The sequence below is a fragment of the Sphingosinicella sp. LHD-64 genome (assembly GCF_031157375.1).
Classification (GTDB): Bacteria; Pseudomonadota; Alphaproteobacteria; order Sphingomonadales; family Sphingomonadaceae; genus Allosphingosinicella.
On the sequence record NZ_JAVIFV010000004.1, the window covers coordinates 590,333 to 613,250 of the forward strand.

A 22,918-nucleotide genomic window follows, 5' to 3' on the forward strand; every position below is an offset into this window, starting at 1 on the left:
AGTGTTACGGAATCATTCCGGAACGGTGACGCCTATGCTTCTTTCTTATGACATTATTGTTGCACACCATGCCCGGCCAGCGCGCGCGGCAGGTAGACGCGGATCGTGGTGCCCTGACCCAGCACCGAATCGATGTCGAGCCGGCCGCGGTGGCGCAGGACGATATGCTTGACGATGGCGAGGCCAAGCCCGGTGCCGCCGGCGGCACGGCTGCGGCCGGTGTCCACCCGATAGAATCGTTCGGTCAGGCGCGGCAGGTGCTCGGCCGGGATGCCCTCGCCCTCGTCGATGACGGAGAGGCGGATCATCTCGCCGCCGGCGCCTTCCAGGCGGACGCGGACGGGCGCGCCGGCGCGGCCATATTTGAGCGCGTTGGCGATAAGATTGTTGAGCAGCTGGGCGAGCTGCGGCCGATCGCCCTGGACGACGGTGTCGGGCGTTTCCTTCTCGACCACGACGCTGGCCTGCTTCGCCTCGATCAGCTGCCCAAGCGCCGCCTTCACCTCGCCGATCACCGGCATCAGGTCGACGGGCTCGCGCGGGACGGTGAAGCGCTCGGCCTCGATCCGGCTCAGCGACATCAGGTCGTCGACAAGATTGCGCATCCGCGTCCCCTCGTCGAACATGATCCTGAGGAAGCGCTCGCGGGTCTTGCGGTCGCCGCCCGCATCCTCGTCCTGCAGCGTCTCGATGAAGCCGAGCACCGTGGCGAGCGGGGTCCTGAGCTCGTGGCTGGCATTGGCGACGAAATCGACGCGCATCTGCTCGGCGGCCCGGGCGGCGCTGAGATCGGAAAGGCGGACCAGCCGGCTCTGGTCGGGGAGCACCGTCACCGCCATCGCCCAGTGGCGGCCCGGATCGCCGATGCCGACCAGCTCGGTGCGCCGGTTCTGATCGTCGGCGCCGGCGGGGCCCGCGAGTCGCTCGGCCGCCGCCGGGTGGCGGATGGCGAGACGGACGTCGACGCCCTCGATATGGGCGCCGAGCAGCTGCCGCGCCGCGGCGTTGGCGGCGAGCACGCGGCGGTCGCGCACGACCAGCAACGGCTCGTCCACCGCGCGCAGCAGCTCGGCGATGCCGGGGAGCGGTGCCGGCTCGTCCTCCTCGTCTTCGGGCTCGGGCGGGGCCGGGGCCGGGCGCTCGACCTGTACCGCGAGCGCGTAGGCGGCGACGCCGCCAAGCGCCGCGAGCAGGGCGGCGAAAGGCGATGCGCCGGCCCAGGCGGCGAGCGCGATCCCCGCGCCCGCCGTCGCGGCCGCGGCGATGATCCGGATCGCCTGCCTGCTCGCCATCCGACCCCTTCCGTCCCGAAGCGGGACAGGCGCCCCCGTCCGCTCGATTCGGCCCGGCTTTACCCTTATTAAAGCGGCGGCGTGTATCGGAATTTCCATGAGCGAGAGCGATCAGAAGGCGCGCGATAGCGGGCAGCCCCCGGTCAGCAGCGAGGACGACCCGGCGGACGGCGGCTTCGTGCCGAGCCGCCGTGCCGTGCTCATGCTCGGCGCGGCCGCGGCGTCGACCGTGGTGACGATCCGTCCGGCGCTGGCCCAGACCGCGGGCTCGGTGCTCAACTGCGAAATCCAGGTGCCTGGGCCGCAGGCGGCCGGGAGCTATGTCGCCCCGGACGGCCGCCTGGTCGCGGCCGGCACGCCCGGCGCCGCACCGCCGCTGGCGCGCCCGCTGACCGGCGAGCAGGCACGCGTGCTGCTGCGCGGCTCGACGCCGCCGGGGGTCAATCCGCAATCCGCTCAGGCCTATGCGAACTATATTCGGCGCCTGCAGGCGGGGATGAGCGGCTTCACCTGCTACGCCTCGCTGCAGATGCCGCGCTGACCGGAGGGGCCGCGATGGCCGCGCCGCGCTATGTCGCCGATCCGGTGGAGGATATCCGCACGGTCGCGCTCGATGGCCTTTGCGTCCTCTATCATGCGCGGTCCGGCGCCACCCACATCGTCGCGCCCCCCGTGCCGGAGATTCTGGAGGCCTTGCGGGAAGGCCCGGCCGGTGCCGCCGAGCTGTTGCGGCGCCTCGAGCGCCAGTTCGAGATCGAGGGCGACGGGATCGCGGCCCGGCTCGAGGAGCTGGAGGCGGCCGGTCTGGTCCGGCGCGCATGAGGCACCGCCTCGCCTTCCAGGTCGGCCCGGTGGCCTTCCGCATCGGCTCGGCGTGGCGGGCGCCGATCGATGCGCTCGGCGCGCTCTATGCCGGCTATCCGGAGCCGGAGGACGGCATCTGTGACTTCACGGTGCGGCTGGAGCCGGAGCAGCCGTGGCGGCGCTGGCTGCGGCCGTCGGTCGCGATCCGCGGCGATTACATGCTGCCCGACGCCATGCCGATGGCGCTCGCCCACGGCCTGCTCGCTGCCGAGATGGGCATGAACCTGCAGATGGCGCTGGGCCAGAAGCGCTATCTGCTGCTCCACGCCGCGAGCGTCGAGAAAGGCGGCCGGTCGCTCATCCTCACCGGCGAATCCGGCGCGGGCAAATCCACCCTCGCGGCGCTGCTCGGCGAACGCGGCTGGCGGCTGATGGGGGACGAGTTCGCCTTGCTCGACCTGGCGAGCGGCGCGCTTCATCCGTTCCCACGCGCGGTCAGCCTCAAGAACGGCGCGATCGCCGTCGTGGAGCGCGAGGTGATCCCGACCCGCTTCGGTCCGCGCCTCGACGGCACGCCCAAGGGCGCGATCCGCCACATGCGGCCCGCCGCGGACGCGCTGCAGCGCATGGGGGAGGGCGCGCCGCCCGCCTTGATCCTGTTCCCGCGCTTCGGCGTCGCCGAAGAGGTGCGGCCGGTGGGGCAGGCGGAGATCTTCATGCGCCTGACCCAGGCCTCGACCAACTATGTCGCGCTCGGCGCGGCGGGCTTCGACGCGCTGACGCGGCTGGTCTCGGAAACGCCTGCAGCCGCCATCGACTATCCCGATACCGACGCCGCCGTCGCGCTGGTCGAGGACCTGTGGAGACAGGCGGCATGAGGGACGCCCGACTCCTCGTCCAGGCGCTGCGCGATCCCGACAGCCTGCACGACCCCGACTGGTCGGCGCTGGTCGCCACGGCGCGGGCCGAGCAGCTGATCGGCAGCCTCGCCGCCCGGCTGGCGGGCAAGGCGGTGCCGCCGCGGGTGGAGGCGATCCTCGAGTCCGCCCGTCGCGACTCCGCTTATGCGCGGACCCAGGCGCTCTGGGAGGCGGAAATGTGCCGCCGCGCGCTGGCGCCGCTCGGCATGCCGGCGATCCTGCTCAAGGGTACTGCCTTTCATGCCGCAGACCTCGATGCCGCCGAGGGCCGTTCGGTCGGCGATCTCGACATCCTGGTCCCGCGCGACCGGATCGAGGAGGCGGAGGCCGCCCTGATCGCGGCCGGCTGGGAGCGGATGAAGGCCGCCGAGGGCTATGACGATCAATATTACCGGCGCTGGATGCACGAGCTGCCCCCGCTCATCCACCATACCCGGGACCGGATGATCGACGTCCACCACACCATCCTGCCGCTCACCGCCCGGCCACGGCCGGACGCCACGGCACTGATCGCGGACAGCGTCGTGCTGGAGAGCGGCCTCAGGATGCTGTCGCCGGCCGACATGATCGTCCATGCTGCCGCCCATCTCCTGGCGGACGGCGATCTGGCCGGAGGGTTGCGCAACCTCTGGGACATCGACCGCCTGCTGCGCGAATTTGCCGCACGGGATGACGATTTCTGGCGCAAGCTCGCCGAACGGTCGCGGCTGCATCAACTGCGCGGACCGGTGGCGCTGGCGCTGCGCCTGGCCCGCCGTCTCTACGGCACGCCGGTCGACCGCGTCGTCGCCGGTCGCACGCGCCTCGGTGACCGCCTGTTTGAAGCCCGTCTGCTCGCGCGCAACGGCTGGGGCCAGGAACGCCACAAGGCGCTTCGCTTCGCCTTCTACATTCGCTCGCACTGGCTGCGCATGCCGCCGCTGATGCTCGCGCGGCATTTGTGGGTGAAGGCGCGCGCCTAGGCCTCGCTCTCACTGCCGTAGGGGCGGGTAATGACCTCCAGAAGGTGCCCGTCCGGGTCGGGGAAATAGACGCCACGGCCGCCGAAATGGTGGTTGATCTCTCCCGGCTGAGTCCGTGCGGGATCGGCCCAGTGATCGAGGCTGCGCGCGCGAATCCGCCCGTAGACCGCGTCGAAATCCTCCTCGCCGATCAGGAACGCATAGTGCTGGAGGGCGATGTCGCCGCTCTTCTCCATGAAATCGAGCGAGACATTGTTGTCGAGGTCGACGACGAGGAAGTTGAAGAAGGCGTGCGGCGCCGGGCGGCCGAGCATCTCGGCAAGGAAGGTCGCGGACGCATGCTTGTCATGGCACCAGACGATCGTGTGGTTGAGCTCGGCGCTCATGGCGCGTCTCCTTTCAGCCTCTCCAGGGTCGGAATCAGCTCCGCATGGGAATGGATCAAGGCGTCCGCGCCGAGCTGTTCCGCCGGCCGGTCGGAAAAGCCGAAGCTGACCGCGACGAACGGTATCCCGGCCGCCTTCGCCGTATCGGCATCCGTGATCGAATCGCCGACGAAGACCGCCCGGCCGCCGCCGGCGCGGGCGATCGCTTCGTGGAGCGGGGCGGGATCGGGCTTGCGCACCGGCAGGGTGTCGCCGCCGACGATCGCGTCGAAGCGCCCGGTCCAGCCGATCGCGTCGATCAGCAGGTGAGTCAGCCCTTCCTGCTTGTTCGTGCACAGCGCCAGCTTCACGCCGCGCGCCTTCAACGCGTCGAGGGCGTCGTCGAGGCCCGGATAGGCGGAGGAGCCGTCGCAGATATGCGCGGCATAATGTTCGAGGAAGAACGGGAAGCCCTGCTCGACCAGTGCCTCCGACGCGTCGCCGCTGGTCGCCAGCCCCTTGCGCAGCAAGGTCCTCGCGCCGTGGCCGACCAGATGACGGACCGAATCGACCGGCACCGTCGGCCGTCCCAGCCGCGCCAAGGCATGGTTCAGCGCGGCGGCAAGGTCGGGCGCGGTGTCGGCGAGCGTGCCGTCGAGATCGAACGCGACCATGTCGAAGGGAAAGTCGGCCATGGCGGCGCTTTCCGTCGCGGCTCTGGAAATGGCAAGGTTTCCGTGCCATCTGGCCGCCAAGGGCCATGACCAGACAACGTGATTTCGCCGCCGTGATCCTCGCCGCCGGCAAGGGCACACGGATGAAATCGGATGTGCACAAGGTGCTGCATCCGATCGCCGGCCGCGCCATGCTCGATCACCTGCTCGGCGTGCTCGACACGCTTTCGCCGGCGCGCAAGGTCGTCGTCGTCGGCGCCGGCCGCGAGCAGGTCGCGGGGCTGGTCGAGGCACGCGGCGGGGACATCGTGGTGCAGGAGCAGCAGCTCGGCACCGCCCATGCCGTCCGCATGGCCGAGCCGGCGCTGGGCGGGTTCGCCGGCGATGTCCTCATCCTCTACGGCGATACGCCGCTGATCGAGGCGGAGACGATGGCGCACATGCTCGATCGGCTGCACGCGCCGGATGCGCCGGCGCTGGTCGTCGTCGGCTTCCGGCCCGCCGATCCCATGCAATATGGTCGCATCCTCGCCGCGCCCGACGGCACCATCGAGAAGATGGTCGAATACAAGGATGCGACGCCTGAGGAACGTGCCGTAAACCTTTGCAATTCTGGCATGATGGCGGCGCGGGCGGAGGATCTGTTCCCGCTCCTCGCCCGGGTCGGCAACGACAATGCGGCGGGGGAATACTACCTCCCCGACGTGGTGATGCTGGCCGCCGGGGACGGCCGCAAGTCGGCGGTGATCGAGGCCGAGCCCTGGGAGATGGCCGGCGTCAACAGCCGCGCCGAGCTGGCCCTGGTCGAGGCCGAGTGGCAGCGACGGCGGCGGCTGAGGGCGATGGCCGACGGCGTGACGCTGGTCGCGCCGGACACGGTCTGGTTCGCCCATGACACCCAGATCGGCCGCGACACGGTGATCGAGCCGAACGTCGTCTTCGGTCCCGGCGTGAAGCTCGGCGAGGGCGTGCGGATTCGTGCCTTCAGCCATGTCGAAGGCGCCATCGTCGCCGCAGGCGCGGAGATCGGCCCCTATGCGCGCCTGCGTCCCGGGGCGGAGATCGGCGAGCGGGCCAGGGTCGGCAATTTCGTCGAGGTGAAGAAGGCGAAGCTCGGGCCCGGCGCCAAGGCCAACCACCTGACCTATCTCGGCGATGCCGAGATCGGCGCCAATGCGAACATCGGCGCCGGCACGATCACCTGCAATTATGACGGCTTCTTCAAATACCGGACGGTGATCGGGGAGGGGGCGTTCATCGGCTCCAATTCCGCGCTGGTGGCGCCGGTGACCATCGGTGCCGGCGCGCTCGTCGCAGCCGGATCGGTCGTCACGAAGGACGTCGCCGCCGATGCGATCGCGATCGCGCGGGGCGAGCAGGTCGAGAAGCCCGGTCGCGCCAGGCGCTTCCGCGACTTCATGACGGAGCGAAAGAAGAAGTCTTGAAACCTGTCGTCACCCCGGCGAAGGCCGGGGTCCAGACGAACTCTGTGCCAGATGACGAGACAGTCTGGATTCCGGCCTTCGCCGGAATGACGTGGAGAGCTTGAGTATGTGCGGAATCATCGGAATTGTCGGCCGTGAGGATGCGGCGCCGCGGCTGATGGATGGCCTGAGGCGGCTCGAATATCGCGGCTATGACTCGGCGGGCCTCTGCACGATCGTCGATAGCCGGCTCGAGCGCCGCCGCGCCGAAGGCAAGCTCGACAATCTCGCGAAGGTGCTCGAGAGCGAGCCACTGCCCGGCGCGGTCGGCATCGCTCACACGCGCTGGGCGACCCATGGCGCACCGACCGTCGGCAACGCGCATCCGCACGTCGTCGGCGGGGTGGCGGTCGTCCACAACGGCATCATCGAGAATTTCAAGCCGCTGCGCGAGGAGATGCAGGCCAGGGGCCGCAGCTTCGCCAGCCAGACCGACAGCGAGGTCGTCGCCCATCTCGTCGCCGATCGCCTCGAAGCCGGGGACGATCCCGAGGCCGCCGTCGCCGCGGTGCTGCCGCGCCTCCACGGCGCCTTCGCGCTCGCCATCCTGTTCCGCGACCATCCGGGCCTGATCGTCGGCGCGCGGCTCGGTGCGCCGCTCACCGTCGGCTATGGCGAAGGGGAGAATTATCTCGGCTCCGACGCGCTGGCGCTGGCCGCGCTGACGCGCAGGATCGCCTATCTCGACGAGGGCGACTGGGCGGTCGTCACCCACGACAAGATCCGGATTTTCGATCGTGAGAACCAGCCCGTCGAGCGCGACACGGTCGAATCCGGCGCAAGCGCGGCGCGCATCGAGAAGGGCAATTACCGCCACTATATGCTCAAGGAGATTTTCGAGCAGCCGCTGGTCGTCGGCGACACGCTCGGCTCCTACCTCCGCCCGCTCGAGCAGAAGGTCGCGCTGCCGGACATGGACTTCTCGTTCATGGCCGTGCCGCGGATCACCGTCGTCGCCTGCGGCACCTCCTATTATGCCGGCATGGTCGCGAAATACTGGCTGGAGCGCTTCGCCCGGGTGCCGGTCGATCTCGATGTCGCGAGCGAGTTCCGCTACCGCGATCCGGTGCTGGAGCCGGGCGGGCTGGCGCTCTTCATCAGCCAGTCGGGAGAGACCGCCGACACGCTGGCCGCGCTCCGCCATGCTCGGGCGCAGGGCCAGCGCATCGCCGTGGTGGTCAACGTGCCGACCAGCTCGATGGCGCGCGAGGCGGACCTGCTCCTCCCCACCCATGCAGGTCCGGAGATCGGGGTCGCCTCGACCAAGGCCTTCACCTGCCAGCTTGCCGTGCTCGCCGCGCTCGCCGCCAAGGTCGCGCGCGACAAGGGGCGGATGACCGCCGAGGAGGAGCACGAGATCGTCCGGCACCTGACCGAAGCGCCGGCCGCGATGAACGCCGCGCTCGCCCATGACGAGGACATCGCCGCGCTCGCGCCGCTCGTCGCCCAGGCCCGCGACGTCCTCTATCTCGGCCGCGGCCAGGACTATCCGCTCGCGCTCGAAGGCGCATTGAAGCTCAAGGAAATCAGCTACATCCATGCTGAAGGTTATGCCGCGGGCGAGATGAAGCACGGGCCGATCGCGCTGATCGACGACGCCGTCCCGATCATCGTCCTGGCGCCGTCGGGCCCGCTGTTCGAGAAGACCGTCTCCAACATGCAGGAGGTCCAGGCACGCGGCGGCAAGGTCGTGCTGATCTCCGACGCCGAGGGCATCGCCCAGGCCGGAGAGGGCGCGATGGCCACGCTGGAGATGCCGGCGGTCCACCCGCTGATCGCCCCGCTCGTCTATGCGGTGCCGGTCCAGCTGCTCGCCTATCATGTCGCGGTGGCGAAAGGCACCGACGTCGATCAGCCGCGCAACCTCGCCAAGAGCGTCACGGTGGAGTGAGCACCAGATGATCACCTGCCATGTCCGCTACGTGATCGACAGCGCCAGGGCGGCCGAGTTCGAGCGCTATGCGAAGATGTGGCTCGATCTGGTGCCGCGCTTCGGCGGCGTCCATCACGGCTATTTCCTGCCGTCCGAGGGCGAGAGCGATGTCGCGCTGGCGATCTTCAGCTTCCCGAGCCTCGCCGCCTACGAACAGTATCGCAAGGACGCAGCGAGTGATCCGGACGTGCAGAAGGCGATGGACTTCGCCAACGAGACGCGCTGCTTCCTGCGCTACGAACGGTCATTCTTCCGCCCCTTGCTGCCGGAGGCTCCACCTGCGGCTTGACCTCAACCGTGGTTGAGCTTTTATCAACCGGCTCCTGTCGATTCGCATGTACAGGAGCCAGCCATGCAGGAACCCGTCAGGGTGGCCCTCATCTACGGAAGCACGCGGGAGAACCGCTTCTGCGATACCGTCGCCCACTGGACCGCGGACCGGATCTGGAACGACAGCGGCTTCCGGCTCGACTTCGTCGATCCGCGCGAGCCGGGGAACTTCGCCCGGACCGCCGATGCCGCCGAGGCCTTCGTCGTGGTGACGCCGGAATATAACCATTCCTATCCGGCGCCATTGAAGGCGCTGATCGATTCGCTCTCGCGCGAATGGTGGTTCAAGCCGGTGGGATTCGTTTCCTATGGCGGCATTTCCGGAGGATTGCGGGCCGTGGAGCATCTGCGCGCGGTGTTCGCCGAGCTGAATGCGGTGGCGATCCGCGACTGCGTGAGCTTCGCCAACGCCGCCGACCAGTTCGACGCCGAGGGTTGCCCGATCGATCCGGAGGCGGCATCGCGCGCCATGTCGCGCATGCTGGCCAGCCTGGCCTGGTGGGCGCGTGCGCTGCGCGCGGCACGGCGGGCCGATCAATGTTCGGGAGTGGCGGCATGAGTGCACGGGTGCTGGTTCTCGGTAGGCTGCCTGAGGTGCTCGACGCGGTGGTCGGCGAGCTCCGGGATGCCGGCCTCGACGTCGAAGGCTCGACTGCGGCAGTTGAGACTGCCGGGATGTTCGATGCCCGCGGGTTCGATCTGATCGCGTTCGGCGGCGGCCTGCGCGGGCCCGTGGAGGACCAGCTCAAGCAGAGCTCTACGGCACAGAATCCAGCGGTCCGTTTCGTGGACGTCTATGCACCACAGGCGGCGCACCAGATCATGTCGGCCCTCAATGGCAACCATGCCGACGCTGTCGATCTCGAAGCCTATTGCGCGCGGATCGGTTACGAGGGAGCGCTGACGCCGACGCTCGAAACCTTGCGCACGCTCATCGCGCAGCACACCGCCGGTATTCCCTTCGAGGCGATCGACGTGCTGCTCGACAAGGGCGTCGATCTTGCGCCGTCGGCCGTCGATGCCAAGCTGATCGCGGCGCGGCGCGGCGGCTATTGCTACGAGCATAACGGGTTGCTGCGGCGCGTGCTCTCGGCGATCGGGTTCGAGGTCGGGCCAATGGTCGCGCGGGTGCGCTGGATGCTGGCGCCGGGCGCGCCGCCGACGGCGCGCAGCCATATGGCGCTCAGGGTGACGATCGACGGCGAGGCCTGGCTCGCCGATGTCGGCTTCGGCTCCTGCGTGCCGACCTCGCCGCTGCGGCTGGACACGCAAGAGCCGCAGCCGACGGCGCACGAGACCTTCCGCATCATCCCGTTCGGCGACGGACAGCTGCTTCAGGCCGATGTCCTCGGCCGCTGGATGCCGGTCTACCAGCTCGATCCGGGGCGGCAGCTGCCGATCGACTATGAAGTGGCCAACTGGTTCACGGCCACCCATCCCAGCTCGCATTTCCGTCATCGCCTGATCGTGACCCGTACCACACCGGACGCGCGCGATGTGCTGCTGGCGAACCGCCTGACGATCCGGCGCCCCGGCAGCGAGGCCGAGCAGCGTTTCCTCGATGCGAATCAGCTCGAGCGTGCGCTGGCCGACATCTTCACGCTTCCGGTCGATCCCGCCTGGCGGCCGATCATCGAGCGGGCCGTTGCGGCCGGACCCTGAGCGTTGAGGCGGTCTTAACCAGCCGGCGCTAGAAGCTCGTGCCAGCACGGAGCTTCACTTGACCCGCCAGATCGTCCACCTGATCGCCGCCGCGCGCCCCAATTTCATGAAGGTGGCGCCGCTCTGGCACGCGCTCGCCGGCTCCGGCGATTTCGCGCCGGTGCTGGTCCATACCGGCCAGCATTACGACGCCAACATGTCGGGCGACATCCTCGCCGACCTCGGCCTGCCCGATCCCGATTTCCACCTCGGCATCGGCTCCGGCAGCCATGCCGAACAGACCGGCAAGGTGATGATCGCTTATGGCGAAGTTGCCGCGGCGCGTCGGCCCGACTGGCTGGTGGTGGTCGGCGACGTCAACTCGACCCTTGCCGCCGCTTTGGTGGGGGTGAAGCTTGGCATTCCGACCGTGCATCTCGAGGCGGGCCTGCGCTCACGCGACCGGACGATGCCGGAGGAGATCAACCGCATCGCAACCGACGCGATCTGCGACGTGCTGTGGACGCCGTCGCCCGACGGCGACGAGAATTTGCTTGCGGAAGGGGTACCGGCCCAGCGGATCACCCGCGTCGGCAACATCATGCTCGACAGCTTCGAGATGAAGCGCGGCGCGATCGCGGCGGCGGCGGAGCCGACGGCGCTGGATCTGAAGGGCGATTACGCCGTGGCGACCTTCCATCGTCCGTCCAATGTCGACGATCCGATCAAGCTCGCTGCCCTCGTCGCATGCCTGATCGAGATTCAGGGGGCGCTTCCGATCGTGTTTCCGGTCCATCCGCGGACCGCGGCGCGTCTGCAGGCGAGCGGGCTCGACACCCAGCTGGGTGCCGCCGGCATCCGGCTGATCGATCCGCTGCCTTATGTCCGCTTCATGAGCCTGGTCGCCGGGGCGCGGGCGGTGGTCACCGATTCGGGCGGGATCCAGGAAGAGACGACCTATCTCGGCATTCCGTGCATCACTCTGCGCGAGAATACCGAGCGGCCGATCACCGTGACCGAGGGCACCAACCGCCTCTCCGATGCGTCCGGCGCGCCGGCCTTGCTGCGCGCCGCGCTGCGCTGGCGAGGCGAGGGCGCGCTGGCCCGGCCCGAATATTGGGACGGCCGCACCGCCGCGCGCTGCCTGGACGATCTCAGAAGGCGCGCGGGGATGCTGGACAACGTCGGACGCCGGTTGGCCTTATAGGCCGGTCACCGGGTGGTCCTTGCCGGCGAGGCTCCGCCAGCGGCCGTAGGCGAAATAGACTGCCACGCCGATCAGGTTCCAGATCAGGAAGCGTTCCAGCGTCGCCGTCGGCAGGCTCGCCATCAGGTAGATGCAGCCGAGCACCGCCAGCGTTCCGACCACATAGGGCGCCGGGCATCTGAACACGCGCGGCAGGTCCGGCCGGGTCTTGCGCAGGATCATCATGCAGGCGCCGACCGCGATGAAGGCGAGCAGGGTGCCGGCATTGGCGAGCTCGGCGAGGTCGCCGATCGTGAAGAAGCCGGCGAAGGCGGCGACGAACAGGCCGGTGATGCCGGTGATCAGCACCGGCGTGCCGGTCCGCGGCGAGACCCGGCTCGCCCAGGCGGGGAGCAGGCCGTCGCGCGACATCACGAAGAAGATCCGGCTCTGGCCGTACATCATGACGAGGATGACCGAGGGCAGGGCGATGATCGCGGCGAGCGCCACCGCCGAGGCGGCACCCGGATAGTCGAGGGTGCGCAGCACGAAGGCGAGCGGCTCGGCCGAGCCGCCGAGCGCGACGTAGCTCATCGCGCCCACCGCCGCGATCGCGACCAGCATGTAGATGGTCGTCGAGATCAGCATCGAGCCGACGATGCCGATGGTGAGGTCGCGGCCGGGATCCTTGGCTTCCTCCGCCGAGGTCGCGACCGCGTCGAAGCCGTAGAAGGCGAAGAAGACGATGGCCGCCGCCGCCATCACGCCGCGCTTGACGCCGTCCTGCTCGAGGCTGCCGAACCCGTAGGGCGCGAACGGGGTCAGGTTGTCGCTGTTGAAGGCGGGCAGCGCGAGCAGCACGAACACCGCGAGCGCGGTCAATTTGATGATGACGAGGATGATGTTGAGCGTGGCGCTCTCGCGGGTGCCGGCCATCAGCATGCCGGAGATGGCGAGCGCGACGAAGACGGCGGGCAGGTTGATGATGCCGCCGCCATGCGGACCGGCCAACAGCATCGGCGGCAGGGTGATGCCGATCGCCTGGAGCCAGCCGACCAGATAGGCCGACCAGCCGACCGCGACGGTGCTGCAGGCGAGCGAATATTCGAGGATCAGGCTCCAGCCGACGATCCAGGCCGCGGTCTCGCCGAGCACGGAATAGGTGTAGGTGTAGGCGCTGCCCGAGGTCGGGATGAGCGTCGCGAGCTCGGCATAGGCAAGGGCGGCGCAGGCGCAGACCGCGCCGGCGACGGCGAAGGCGAGGATCACCGCCGGACCGGCGCGATCGGCACCGACGCCAGTCAGCGTGTAGATGCCCGTGCCGACGATTGCGCCGACGCCAAGCGCGACGAGATGCGGCCAGCTCAGCGTCTTGCGCAGGCGGTGATGCTCCGCCACCGCGCCCTGGGTGTCGATGGGCTTCACCGGCCCCCAGAATGATCGCGCCATAATCGCCCCTCCCGTCCCTTGCTTGTGTTGTCTGTGGTTACTGATCGATCAACTGCCGGGCCAGGTCGTCCTGGGTCTGGCCGATATGCGCGCTGAGCAGCGTCGAGACGGTCTTGCCGTCGCGGGCCAGCCAGGCGTCGAGCAGGTCGCGATGCTCGCGATTGGCGCGGCTGTCGCGCCCGTGGGGCTCGAGATGCTTGCGGACATAGCGTTCCGACAGGATGTGCAGCCGCTCGATGATCTCGAAGGTGACCGACTGCCGCGCCGGTCGCACCAGCGCGAGGTGGAAGGCGCGGTTGAGCACGCCGACCTGCGCTTCATGGGCCTCGGTCGCCGCGTCCAGCGCCTCCAGCGCCGCTTCGGCGATCTCGCGGTCTTCGGTCGTGGCGTTCGCAGCTGCCGCGGCGGCGGCCGCCGGCTCGAGGTTGAGGCGCAGATCATAGACCTCGCGCGCTTCGGCGGCGGTCAGCTCGCGCACGAAATAGCCGCGATTGGCCTCGGAGCGGAGCAGCCCTTCCTGCTCGAGCCGGGCCATCGCCTCGCGGAGCGGGATTTTGCTCACGCCCAGCTCGGCGGCGAGGGCGTCTTGGCGGACGGGATCGCCGGGCGCGGCGATGCCGGAGAGGATGCGCTCGCGCAAAAGCTCGACGAGCTGGTCGGGAAGGTTGCGAGTGACGATCCCGCCCACGACTCAGGTTACCGTGAAGCCGGCGTGGAAAGGATCGTCGGTGTCGATCCAGATCGTGTTGAATCCGGTCGCGATCGCCGCGCCCTCGATCGAGGGGATGATCGCAGGGATGTCGCCAACCTTCGCCTCCGCTTCGACCCGGCCGATGAAGCGGCTGCCGATATAGGATTCATGGACAAAGCGGTCGCCCACCGTCAACCGCCCCGTCGCGGCGAGATGGGCGAGGCGCGCCGAGGTGCCGGTGCCGCACGGGCTACGATCGATCGCGCGCTCGCCGTAGAATACCGCGTTGCGCCCGTCCGCGCCTTCGCCCCTGGGCTTGTCTGCCCACAGCACGTGGCTGACGCCGCGAATGGTCGGCTCCAGCGGGTGGATGGGTTCGTAGGTCTCGCGAATGAGGGCGCGGATGGTTCGGCTGAGCTCGATGATCCGCGCCGCGCCCAGAATGTCGAGGCCGGCATAGGGGCCCTGCGGCTCGATTACCGCATAGAAGTTTCCACCATAGGCGACGTCGATGGTCAGCGGTCCGAAATCCGGAACGTCGATCGCGAGGCCCTGCTTCGCGAGATAGGCCGGGACGTTGCGGATCCTGACCGCCGTCACGCGGTTGCCGTCCCGCTGATAATCGATCTCGATCGTGCCGGCGGGTACTTCAAGCTTCAAATGTCCGGGTGTGCGTGGCGTGATGAGGCCGTTTTCCAGCGCGAAGGTGACGATGCCGATCGTGCCGTGGCCGCACATCGGCAGACAGCCGCTGGTCTCGATGAACAGGATCGCGCCGTCGGCCTGCGGATCGGCGGAGGGGTAGAGGAACCCGCCCGACATCATGTCGTGCCCGCGCGGCTCGAACATGAGGCCGGTGCGGATCCAGTCGAAGCGGGCCAGGAAGTCCTGGCGCCGCTCGGCCATCGTGGCGCCCTCCAGCCGGGGCGCGCCGCCCGTCACGAGGCGGACCGGGTTGCCCGCCGTATGGCCGTCGATGCAGGTGAAGGTGTGGCGTGTCACGCGGCGGCAGCCACCTCGAGCGGGCGGGTCGCGGCCGCCTTCTCGACCATCGCCGTCACCTCGGCCCGCCGGGCGCCCGCGAGCGGCAGGCGGGGCATGCGGACGCGTTCGGTGCCGCGGCCCATGATCTGCTCGGCGAGCTTGATCGACTGGACGAGATCGTGCTCGGCGTCGAGGTGGAGCAGCGGCATGAACCAGCGGTAGATGCGCCGCGCCTCGACCCAGTCGCCGCGGTCCGCCGCGGCCACCAGGGCGACGGATTCGCGCGGGAAGGCGCTGGTGAGGCCGGACACCCAGCCCGAGGCGCCGAGCATCAGCCCTTCCAGGGCGACGTCGTCGAGACCGGCCATCACCTGATAGCGATCGCCGTAGCGGTTGATGAGGTCGGTGAAGCGCCGGGGATCGGGGGCGCTCTCCTTGACCGCGACGATGTTGGGGACGTCCTGCAGCGCGTCGAGCGTCGCGACGTCGATCTCGACGCGGTAGGCGGGCGGGTTGTTGTAGAGCATGACCGGCAGGCCGGTCGCGGCCGCGACGGCGCGGAAATGGGCCTGAAGCTCCTCCGGCGTCGGCACGTAGACCATGGCCGGCAGCACCATCAGCGCGTCCATGCCGATCGCTTCGGCGTCGCGGGCATAGTCGATCGCGCGGGCGGTGGTGAGCTCGGAGACGCCGGTGACCAGCGGCACCTTGCCGCCGACCGCTTCGACCGCCGCCGTCAGCACCGCGCGCTTTTCTTCGGGAAGGAGCGAATTGTTCTCGCCGCAGGTGCCGAGGATGATCAGGCCGTTGACTCCATCGTCGACCAGCGCGGAGAAGACCTGCTTGGTCGCTTCGATGTCGACCTTGTCGTCGGCGGTGAACTGGGTGGTGGCGGCGGGATAGACCCCCGTCCAGAGCTTGGTTGCCACATGCTACTCCCTGATTGAACGCCGGAATCATATATCGTATACGATTTTGGATGACAACAGCGATCGTGATCGGCGGCGGCGTGATCGGCTCGGCGGCCGCGCTGGCCCTGCAGCAGCGGGGCATCGCAACGCGCCTGGTCGATCCCGATCCGGAATGGCGCGGCGCGAGCCGCGGCAATGCGGGTCTCATCGCGATCAACGAATGCGATCCGCTCGCATCCCTTGCGACGCTGAGGGCCATGCCCGGAATGCTGTTCTCGCGGGGCGGCCCGGTGTGCCTGCCTTGGCGCGAGATCGGCACCTGGCTTCCATTCGGCCTGCGCCTCATCGCCGCCAGCGGACCGGCGCGCTTTGCAGCGGGGCGACGGGCGCTGGGCGCGTTGCTGTCCGAAGCGCTTCCGGCCTGGCGGCGCCTGACGGCCGAGGTCGCCGTGCCGGAACTGCTCCGCGAGCGCGGCCACTATATCGTGTGGGAATCCGCCGAGACGGCCCGCAAGGGGCGCTCGGCGTTGCCCGCCGACCCGGTGACGTTCCATGATGCGACCCCGGACGAGCTGACCACGATCCGGTCCCTCGTGAGGACGGCGACCCAGGCCGTCCGGTTCGAGGATACCGCCCAGATCGTCGACCTCGACCGGCTCGCCGAAGCGATGGCGGCGCGCTTCGCCGCGCTCGGAGGTGCCCGGTTGCGGGGCCGCGCCAGGCTCGACGGCCGCGGCATCCGTCTCGAGACGGGGGAATGGCTGGAGGCGGACGCCGTCCTCGTCGCGGCCGGGCCCGCCTCCGGCGAGGTCCTTCGCCCGCTCGGCCACCGCGTTCCGATCATCGCCGAGCGCGGCTACCATATCCAGGCCGCCGCGCCCGCCTGGCCGGAAGACATGCCATCGATCCTGTTCGAGGACCGGTCGATGTTCGTCACGCGCTTCCGCACCGGGCTGCGCGCGACCAGCTTCGTCGAGTTCGGCCGCGCCGAAAGCCCGCCCGACCCGCGGAAATGGGCGCGCCTCAGGCGCCATGCGGCGGATGTCGGGCTGCCGTTCGAGGGTCCGGTCGCCGAATGGATGGGCGCGCGGCCGACCCTGCCGGACTATCTGCCGGCGATCGGCCGCAGCACGCGCGCGGACAATGTCTTCTACGCCTTCGGCCATCAGCATCTCGGCCTGACCCTGGCGGCGATGACCGGCGAGACCATCGCTGCCGTCGTCGCCGGCGAGCCTCCGGCACTCGATCTGGCACCCTTCGATCTCGACCGTTTCGGCTGATCCAGCCGCCCTAACCCTGTCGCCGGGCCCTGTGCCAGAATGGACCAGCGACCCTAAATGGACGCAACGGCGCGCTTTTTCACACGCGCGTCATCGGTTCATACCCTATTTAGGCGATGGACAGCCCGGGTGGCTGGTTAAGAATGGGTTAACGGGCGACTCGCGGGAAAGGGTCGGCCCGGTCGGGGAAAGGGGTGCAAGGTGAGACCTGTTAACGCGTACCGGCGGGTGCGGCGCGGCGGCCGGATGGCGATCGCGGTCGCGCTGTTCTGCGGATTGGCGGGAACCGCCCGGGCGGACGAGCTCGTCTACACGCCCAACAACCCGACCTTCGGCGGCAACCCGTTCAACTCCTCCCACCTGCTCGGCATCGCCAACGCGCAGAACAATTATCGCGACCCGTCGACCGCGACGTCCAACTCGCAGGCGGACATCTTCGCGCGCCAGCTCCAGTCGCGGCTGCTCTCGGCGCTGTCGTCGCAGATCGTCGACGCGATCTTCGGGGAGAATCCGCAGGAGCGCGGCACCATCAGCTTCGGCGGCCAGACGATCGAGTTCGTCCGCGGCCTCGAGGACGTGACGATCACGATCACCAACGACGCGACGGGCGAGGTGTCGACGATCATCGTCCCCACCTTCCTCGACGTTCCCTGATCGTTCGCGCTGCTCCCATGAACATCAGGAAACTCGTTCCGACCGTTGGCGCTGCATTGCTCGTTGCCGGCTGCATGAGCCTCGGCGCACCAGGCGAGCCGCCGTCCGACATCCCGGCGATGAACCGCCTGGCGATCTATCCCAAGCAGACCCAGACGCAGCGCCAGCTGATGGAGTTGCCGCCGCCGGCGCGCCCCGTCGCCATCGCCGTCTACAACTTCACCGACCAGACCGGCCAGTTCCGCACCACCCAGCAGGGCGGCCAGACGCTGTCGCGCGCCGTGACCCAGGGCGGCGCCTCGATCCTGATGCGCGCGCTCCAGGACGCCGGAAGCCGGCGCTGGTTCACGATCGTCGAGCGCGAGCAGCTGCGCAACCTGCTGAACGAGCGCCAGATCATCCGCGAGATGCGCGAACGCTATCTCGGCGAAACCGCGGTCAACCCGCAGGCGCTGCCCGCGATGCTGTTCGCCGGCGTGCTGCTCGAGGGCGGGATCGTCAGCTTCGACACCAACACGGTGACCGGCGGCGCCGGCGCGGCGCTGCTCGGCATCGGCGCGCGGACCGAATATCGGCAGGATACGGTCACCGTCTATCTGCGCGCGATCTCGGTGCGCACCGGCGAGGTGCTGACCACCGTCACCGCCTCCAAGACCATCGCCTCGCGGTCGCTCGGCGGCAGCGCATTCCGGTTCGTCGCGTTCAGGGAATTGCTCGAGGCCGAAGCCGGCTTTGCCGTCAACGAGCCCGACCAGATCGCCGTCCAGCAGGCGATCGAGAAGGCGGTCTATGCCCTCATCATGGAAGGCATTGGCCTCAATCTCTGGGACTTCGCCGATGCGAACGCCGGCTGGCCGTTCCTGTGGCGCTACCGTCAGGAACGCGACGGCGTTTTCACCCCGCAGCAGGTCGAGGCCGCGATGGAGACCGCGCGCAACGCACCGCCAATGCGGATGCGGGCGAGGGAGGTGCCGGTCCGTGAGGTCACGCCGGCGATCGACCCGCCCGCGATCAGACGAGAAGAGCAGGAAGGAGGGACCTGACGTGCCTGACGCGGCGCAGCGTCGAGCACGGAGCGCGCCTGGCGCTCGCGAATAGGGGAAGAAAACCCAGGCCAACATACGCACGGCGGGCATGAGTTTCCCCGCCTGCGCGCAAGAACAAGCGCCCGTCAATGTTGTCGATCAACGGACCCGGCATGCCCCTGCATGCCGGGAAGGAGTGCTTTTGACCTTTTGAAAGGATCGGGGAAATGAAAGGCAAGATCTTCACCACCGTTTCGCTTCTTGCGCTGGCCACCGCAACGCCGGCCTTTGCGCAGAACAACGTCTCCAACGTCACCCAGAGCGGCAGCGGCAACGGCGCCACGGTCGACCAGACCGGGTCGAGCTCGCTGTCCGACCTCGTCCAGAGCGGCAGCACGAACGACGCGGCCATCACCCAGGCGGGGGCCGACAACGAATCCACTGTCGATCAATCCGGCGCCGGCTCCAGCGTCAGCGTCGATCAGGACAGCAGCGGCGACGCGCCGACCAGCAACGATCCGACCAACCAGGCCGCGGTCGACCAGTCCGGCGACGGCTCGTCGGTGGCCGTCGAGCAGGACGGCGAGGGCAATGCGGCCGACGTGACCCAGACCGGCAACGGTTCGGCCGCCAGCGTCACGCAGCTCAACGCCAATCGCCCGGCGCCGGGCGCCGCCAACCGGCTGAACCAGGCGTCGATCGCCCAGGACGCCGACGATGCCGACGCCGCGATCGACCAGAATGGCGAAGGCGACGTCTCGGCGATCACCCAGACCGCGACGGCCACCGGGGCGAGCGCCAGCTCCACGCAGTTCGGCGAGGACAATGTCTCGACCATCGACCAGTCCGGCGCGGGCGCGATCGCAAGCGTCTACCAGCAGTCGGGGCCGGGCACGTCCGGCAACGGCAGCACGTCGACGGTCACCCAGAGCGGCGACGGCGCCGATGCGGAGGTCTCCCAGCTCGGCGACGGCAACGACTCGCTCGTCGATCAGACCGGCGCCTCGCAGGCGCAGGTCGACCAGACCGGCAGCGACAATTTGTCGACCGTCTATCAGGGCGACGGCAATACCGCCACGGTGTCGCAAGCCGGCGACAACAACGATTCGAGCGTCGACCAGACGGGCACCGGCAACAGCGCGGCGGTGGCGCAGACCGGCGACAGCAACGTCTCGAGCGTGATCCAGCCGGGCGCGGACGCCACCGCGATCGTCAGCCAGAACAGCGACGGCAACACCTCGCGCATCACCCAGACCGCCGGCGCCTCGGCCAATGTGACGCAGGGCGGCGGCGTCAACACTCTCGGGCCGCGCACCTGGGACGGCAGCGACCTGCCGCCGCCGAACGGCGCCGGGCCGGCTTACGCCAACAACGTCTCGCTGATCGACCAGTCGGCCGACGGCGCCGACGCGACAGTCAACCAGGACGGCATCCTGAACCGTTCGAACATCGACCAGGATTCGGCCGCCGCCGCGGACGTCACCCAGTCGGGCGTCTACAACACGTCGGTGGTCCAGCAGACCGCGACGGCGGCCGGGTCGAGCGCCACCGTCGACCAGGGCAGCGTCACCGGCGACTTCGCCCGCAATGCATCGCGCATCACCCAGTCGGGCGCGGGCGCGAGCGCGCTCGTCACCCAGCGCGGCGGCAATCTCGGGCCGCCCTTGAACGCGCCGACCAACACCTCGCTGATCGAGCAGACCGCCGCCGCGACCGCCACCGTCTCGCAGACCGGCGACGGCAACACGTCCGACGTCGGCCAGTTCGGCGACGGCGATACGGCGACGGTGACGCAGAACGGCTTCGGCAACGATTCCGACATCGTCCAGTCCGGCAACACCGACAATGTCGCGGCGGTGACGCAGGACGGCACCGACCAGAGCTCGTCGGTCGTCCAGAGCGGCACCAGCGCGGCGGCCACGGTCGGCCAGAGCGGGGCGAACAACGTGTCGACGATCACCCAGACCTCGGGCGGCACCGTGACGGTCAGCCAGAACGGCGTGACCGGATCGACCTCGACCGTCACCACGGGTGCCGACGATCGTCCGCCGGAAAGCCGGGTCGACGTCGTCCAGAGCGACACCGGCACCGGCAGCGCCGGCACGAGCCAGGCCAACGTCTCGACGGTGGTCCAGGACAATGTGAACGGCTTCGGCGCCAGCGGCACCGGCTCGACGGTTGCGGTCACCCAGGCCCACAATGCGGCCGGCGCGGGGCAGAATGTCTCGACCGTCCAGCAGGGCCGCAACGCGGTCAGCGGCCAGGTGAGCGTCAACCAGAGCGGCGGCGAGAACGCGTCGACCTACAGCTCGTTCACCTCGTTCGACAATGACGCGGTGATCACCCAGACCGGCGTCGGCAACAATTCGGACGTCCAGCAGGACTTCCAGGCCGGCGGCGCCCGGGCGGAGGTCAACCAGAACGGGACCGGCGGTGCGGACAACAATGTCTATATCGACCAGATCTCGGCCGGCTACGCGCAGAGCCCGGCCCAGTTCGCGGTCGGGGCGGAGGCCTACGCGACCCAGAACGGGCAGGGCAACACGTCGACGATCGTCCAGACCGGCTATGCCGACCTCGCGACCGAATCGAACTATGCGAGCAGCAATCAGCAGGGCGATTCCAACAGCTCGCTGATCAACCAGAGCGGGATCGAGAACAGCGCGGCGGTCACCCAGACCGGCGCCGGCCACATCTCGACCGTTCTCCAGAGCGGCGACGGCAACACCGCGACCGTCGGCCAGACCGGCAGCGGCAACCTGTCGACCGTCACCCAGAGCGGCAACGGCAGCACCGCCACCGTCACCCAGGGCGGCGGCATCTGATCCGAAGACCGGCGGTCGCCGCACCCGCGGCGGCCGCCGGACCTGTATGATTAAAGGAGAAGTGTGATGAGCAAGACCATTCTGACCAGTGTTTCGACCCTCGCGCTGATTGCCGCGGTACCGGCCTTCGCGCAGAACAACACATCGACGGTGACGCAGAGCGGCACGGCGCAGACCGCGGCCGTCGGTCAGTCCGGCTCGAGCAATGCCTCGACGGTGACCCAGTCGGGCGCCTACAACAGCGGCACGGTCGATCAGAGTGGTTCGAACGCGACATCGACCATCCTGCAGTCGAGCACCGCCAGCAGCGCCGCCAATGGCGGCCAGGCCAGCGTGACCCAGACCGGCAACGGCGCAAGCTCGCTGGTCACCCAGTCGGGCACCAACCTCAATGCCGCCCAGGTCACTCAGGACGGGGCGAGCGAGTCCGAGATCACCCAGAATGTCGGCCGCAACGAGGCCGAGGTCGTGCAGGGCGGCGGCGACGGCAACAGCTCGGTGATCAACCAGAACGGAATCGGCAACGGCGTCGGCGATGCGCTCAACGGCGCCGCGAACACCGGCGTCAGCCAGTTCGGCAACGACAATCTCTCGAACGTCAACCAGGATCCGTCGAACAATGCCCGCGCGACAGTGGCGCAGACCGGCGACGGCAACGATTCCGACATCCAGCAGACGCTGGCCGTGACCGGCGGCGACAACACCACGGCCGCGGTCAGCCAGACCGGTACCGGCAACGTCTCGTCGGTCGCGCAGAGCGCGCGCGAGAATGACGCGGTCGTCGCGCAGACCGGCGACGGCAACCTCTCCGCCGTGACGCAGACCGGCGCCGGCGCAAACGCCACGGTGACGCAGAACGGCACCGCGAACGATTCGAGCGTCGACCAGGCCGATTCCGCGACCGCGGACGTCACCCAGTCGGGGCAGCAGAACCTCTCGCAAGTCGATCAGAGTGCCGGCGCGGCCGGTGCGGGCGCGACCGTCGAGCAGGCGGGTGGGACCAACGAATCCCAGATCAGCCAATCGGCAACCAGTGTCGCCTTCGTCGAGCAGATCGGCGACAACAACTACTCGACGATCGCCCAGTCGGCGTCGGGTACGCAGGCGAATGTCAGTCAGCTCGGCGACGACGGCACGTCCGACGTCACCCAGACCGGCGCCGACAACCAGGCCAACGTGAACCAGCTGGCCGGCAGCAGCCTCGCCAACTCGCTGATTCTTCAGTCGGGCACGGGTAATACGGCGACTGTCACCCAGGGCGGTGCAGGCAATGACTCCGACGTCCTCCAGGCGGCGAATGACAGCCAGGCCGACGTCACCCAGCTCGGCAATTCCAACATCTCGCTGGTCGATCAGGCGTCCGGTTCCGGCCACAGCGCCACCGTCACCCAGAATTCGAACAGCAACATTTCCACCGTCACGCAGAACGGCACCGGCAACTCGGCCGTCGTCACGCAGGGCGGCGGCATCTGAACTGGGATCGGCGGCCGGCGCATTTGGAGACGCGC

At 68.9% G+C, this 22,918-nt stretch carries 22 protein-coding genes; 15 read left to right on the forward strand and 7 right to left on the reverse strand.

The genetic code is table 11. The features are described from left to right. Window positions 1-53: 53 nt before the first annotated feature. Complete coding sequence (locus tag RCO27_RS16245) at window positions 54-1,292, reverse strand: ATP-binding protein (RefSeq protein ID WP_309003744.1); 1,239 nt, start codon at window positions 1,290-1,292, stop codon at window positions 54-56. 97 nt (window positions 1,293-1,389) lie between these two features. Here RCO27_RS16245 and RCO27_RS16250 point away from each other — a divergent pair, with 97 nt between their 5' ends. The 4 genes from RCO27_RS16250 to RCO27_RS16265 are packed head-to-tail and all read left to right on the forward strand — an operon-like array spanning window position 1,390 to window position 3,978. Beyond that, entirely contained in the window at window positions 1,390-1,833 is a 444-nt protein-coding gene (locus RCO27_RS16250; protein ID WP_309003745.1) for a hypothetical protein, read from the forward strand. 14 nt (window positions 1,834-1,847) lie between these two features. Next, window positions 1,848-2,114, forward strand: coding sequence for an HPr-rel-A system PqqD family peptide chaperone (locus RCO27_RS16255; RefSeq protein WP_309003746.1), 267 nt, complete (start codon window positions 1,848-1,850; stop codon window positions 2,112-2,114). Beyond that, window positions 2,111-2,974 carry an HprK-related kinase A gene (locus RCO27_RS16260; protein WP_309003747.1) on the forward strand — a complete coding sequence of 288 codons (864 nt, stop codon included), beginning with the start codon at window positions 2,111-2,113 and terminating at the stop codon, window positions 2,972-2,974. The genes RCO27_RS16255 and RCO27_RS16260 overlap by 4 nt, the downstream gene beginning before the upstream one ends. Beyond that, window positions 2,971-3,978, forward strand: coding sequence for a nucleotidyltransferase family protein (locus tag RCO27_RS16265; protein ID WP_309003748.1), 1,008 nt, complete (start codon window positions 2,971-2,973; stop codon window positions 3,976-3,978). Before RCO27_RS16260 ends, RCO27_RS16265 begins: the two co-directional genes overlap by 4 nt. On the opposite strand, the gene RCO27_RS16270 is transcribed toward RCO27_RS16265, so the two are convergent. Next, entirely contained in the window at window positions 3,975-4,364 is a 390-nt protein-coding gene (locus tag RCO27_RS16270) for a VOC family protein (RefSeq protein WP_309003749.1), read from the reverse strand. The genes RCO27_RS16265 and RCO27_RS16270 overlap by 4 nt on opposite strands. Then, complete coding sequence (gene gph, locus RCO27_RS16275) at window positions 4,361-5,038, reverse strand: phosphoglycolate phosphatase (RefSeq protein ID WP_309003750.1); 678 nt, start codon at window positions 5,036-5,038, stop codon at window positions 4,361-4,363. Before gph ends, RCO27_RS16270 begins: the two co-directional genes overlap by 4 nt. Window positions 5,039-5,103: 65 nt before the next feature. Between gph and glmU the strand changes: the two genes are divergently transcribed. The 6 genes from glmU to wecB all read left to right on the forward strand — a co-directional run bounded on the left by glmU (window position 5,104) and on the right by wecB (window position 11,612). Continuing rightward, a complete protein-coding gene (gene glmU / locus RCO27_RS16280) occupies window positions 5,104-6,462 on the forward strand; it encodes a bifunctional UDP-N-acetylglucosamine diphosphorylase/glucosamine-1-phosphate N-acetyltransferase GlmU (protein WP_309003751.1) in 1,359 nt (452 codons plus the stop codon). 106 nt (window positions 6,463-6,568) lie between these two features. Beyond that, the gene (glmS, locus tag RCO27_RS16285) at window positions 6,569-8,392 is read left to right on the forward strand and encodes a glutamine--fructose-6-phosphate transaminase (isomerizing) (RefSeq protein ID WP_309003752.1); all 1,824 of its coding nucleotides are present in this window, start codon (window positions 6,569-6,571) and stop codon (window positions 8,390-8,392) included. Window positions 8,393-8,399: 7 nt separating this feature from the next. Then, window positions 8,400-8,723, forward strand: a complete 324-nt coding sequence (locus RCO27_RS16290; RefSeq protein WP_309003753.1) for an NIPSNAP family protein — start codon at window positions 8,400-8,402, stop codon at window positions 8,721-8,723. A 63-nt stretch (window positions 8,724-8,786) separates the two neighbouring features. Further along, window positions 8,787-9,323: an NAD(P)H-dependent oxidoreductase gene (locus tag RCO27_RS16295; RefSeq protein ID WP_309003754.1), complete on the forward strand. Its 537-nt coding sequence runs from the start codon at window positions 8,787-8,789 to the stop codon at window positions 9,321-9,323. Next, window positions 9,320-10,426, forward strand: a complete 1,107-nt coding sequence (locus tag RCO27_RS16300; protein ID WP_309003755.1) for an arylamine N-acetyltransferase — start codon at window positions 9,320-9,322, stop codon at window positions 10,424-10,426. The genes RCO27_RS16295 and RCO27_RS16300 overlap by 4 nt, the downstream gene beginning before the upstream one ends. Before the next feature lie 58 nt (window positions 10,427-10,484). Beyond that, entirely contained in the window at window positions 10,485-11,612 is a 1,128-nt protein-coding gene (gene wecB, locus RCO27_RS16305) for a non-hydrolyzing UDP-N-acetylglucosamine 2-epimerase (RefSeq protein WP_309003756.1), read from the forward strand. Here the strand turns inward: wecB and RCO27_RS16310 are convergent. The 4 genes from RCO27_RS16310 to RCO27_RS16325 are packed head-to-tail and all read right to left on the reverse strand — an operon-like array spanning window position 11,607 to window position 15,644. Continuing rightward, complete coding sequence (locus RCO27_RS16310) at window positions 11,607-13,040, reverse strand: amino acid permease (protein WP_309003757.1); 1,434 nt, start codon at window positions 13,038-13,040, stop codon at window positions 11,607-11,609. The two genes, wecB and RCO27_RS16310, sit on opposite strands and share 6 nt — an antisense overlap. A 37-nt stretch (window positions 13,041-13,077) precedes the next feature. Beyond that, window positions 13,078-13,728 carry a GntR family transcriptional regulator gene (locus RCO27_RS16315; RefSeq protein ID WP_309003758.1) on the reverse strand — a complete coding sequence of 217 codons (651 nt, stop codon included), beginning with the start codon at window positions 13,726-13,728 and terminating at the stop codon, window positions 13,078-13,080. A 3-nt stretch (window positions 13,729-13,731) separates the two neighbouring features. Continuing rightward, window positions 13,732-14,733 (reverse strand): 4-hydroxyproline epimerase, encoded by a 1,002-nt coding sequence (locus tag RCO27_RS16320; RefSeq protein WP_309003759.1) that lies wholly within the window; start codon window positions 14,731-14,733, stop codon window positions 13,732-13,734. Beyond that, window positions 14,730-15,644, reverse strand: coding sequence for a dihydrodipicolinate synthase family protein (locus RCO27_RS16325; RefSeq protein WP_309003760.1), 915 nt, complete (start codon window positions 15,642-15,644; stop codon window positions 14,730-14,732). The genes RCO27_RS16320 and RCO27_RS16325 overlap by 4 nt, the downstream gene beginning before the upstream one ends. A 50-nt stretch (window positions 15,645-15,694) precedes the next feature. On the opposite strand from RCO27_RS16325, the gene RCO27_RS16330 reads away from it, so the two are divergent. From RCO27_RS16330 to RCO27_RS16350, 5 genes are all read left to right on the forward strand, one after another. Then, window positions 15,695-16,906 carry an FAD-binding oxidoreductase gene (locus tag RCO27_RS16330; RefSeq protein WP_309003761.1) on the forward strand — a complete coding sequence of 404 codons (1,212 nt, stop codon included), beginning with the start codon at window positions 15,695-15,697 and terminating at the stop codon, window positions 16,904-16,906. Window positions 16,907-17,107: 201 nt separating this feature from the next. Next, on the forward strand, window positions 17,108-17,560 hold the full coding sequence (locus RCO27_RS16335; protein WP_309003762.1) for a curli assembly protein CsgF: 453 nt from the start codon (window positions 17,108-17,110) through the stop codon (window positions 17,558-17,560). A 17-nt stretch (window positions 17,561-17,577) separates the two neighbouring features. Then, window positions 17,578-18,603, forward strand: coding sequence for a CsgG/HfaB family protein (locus tag RCO27_RS16340; protein WP_309003763.1), 1,026 nt, complete (start codon window positions 17,578-17,580; stop codon window positions 18,601-18,603). Window positions 18,604-18,812: 209 nt separating this feature from the next. Next, on the forward strand, window positions 18,813-21,410 hold the full coding sequence (locus RCO27_RS16345; RefSeq protein WP_309003764.1) for a hypothetical protein: 2,598 nt from the start codon (window positions 18,813-18,815) through the stop codon (window positions 21,408-21,410). A gap of 66 nt (window positions 21,411-21,476) precedes the next feature. Continuing rightward, window positions 21,477-22,883: a hypothetical protein gene (locus RCO27_RS16350; RefSeq protein WP_309003765.1), complete on the forward strand. Its 1,407-nt coding sequence runs from the start codon at window positions 21,477-21,479 to the stop codon at window positions 22,881-22,883. Window positions 22,884-22,918: the final 35 nt, after the last annotated feature.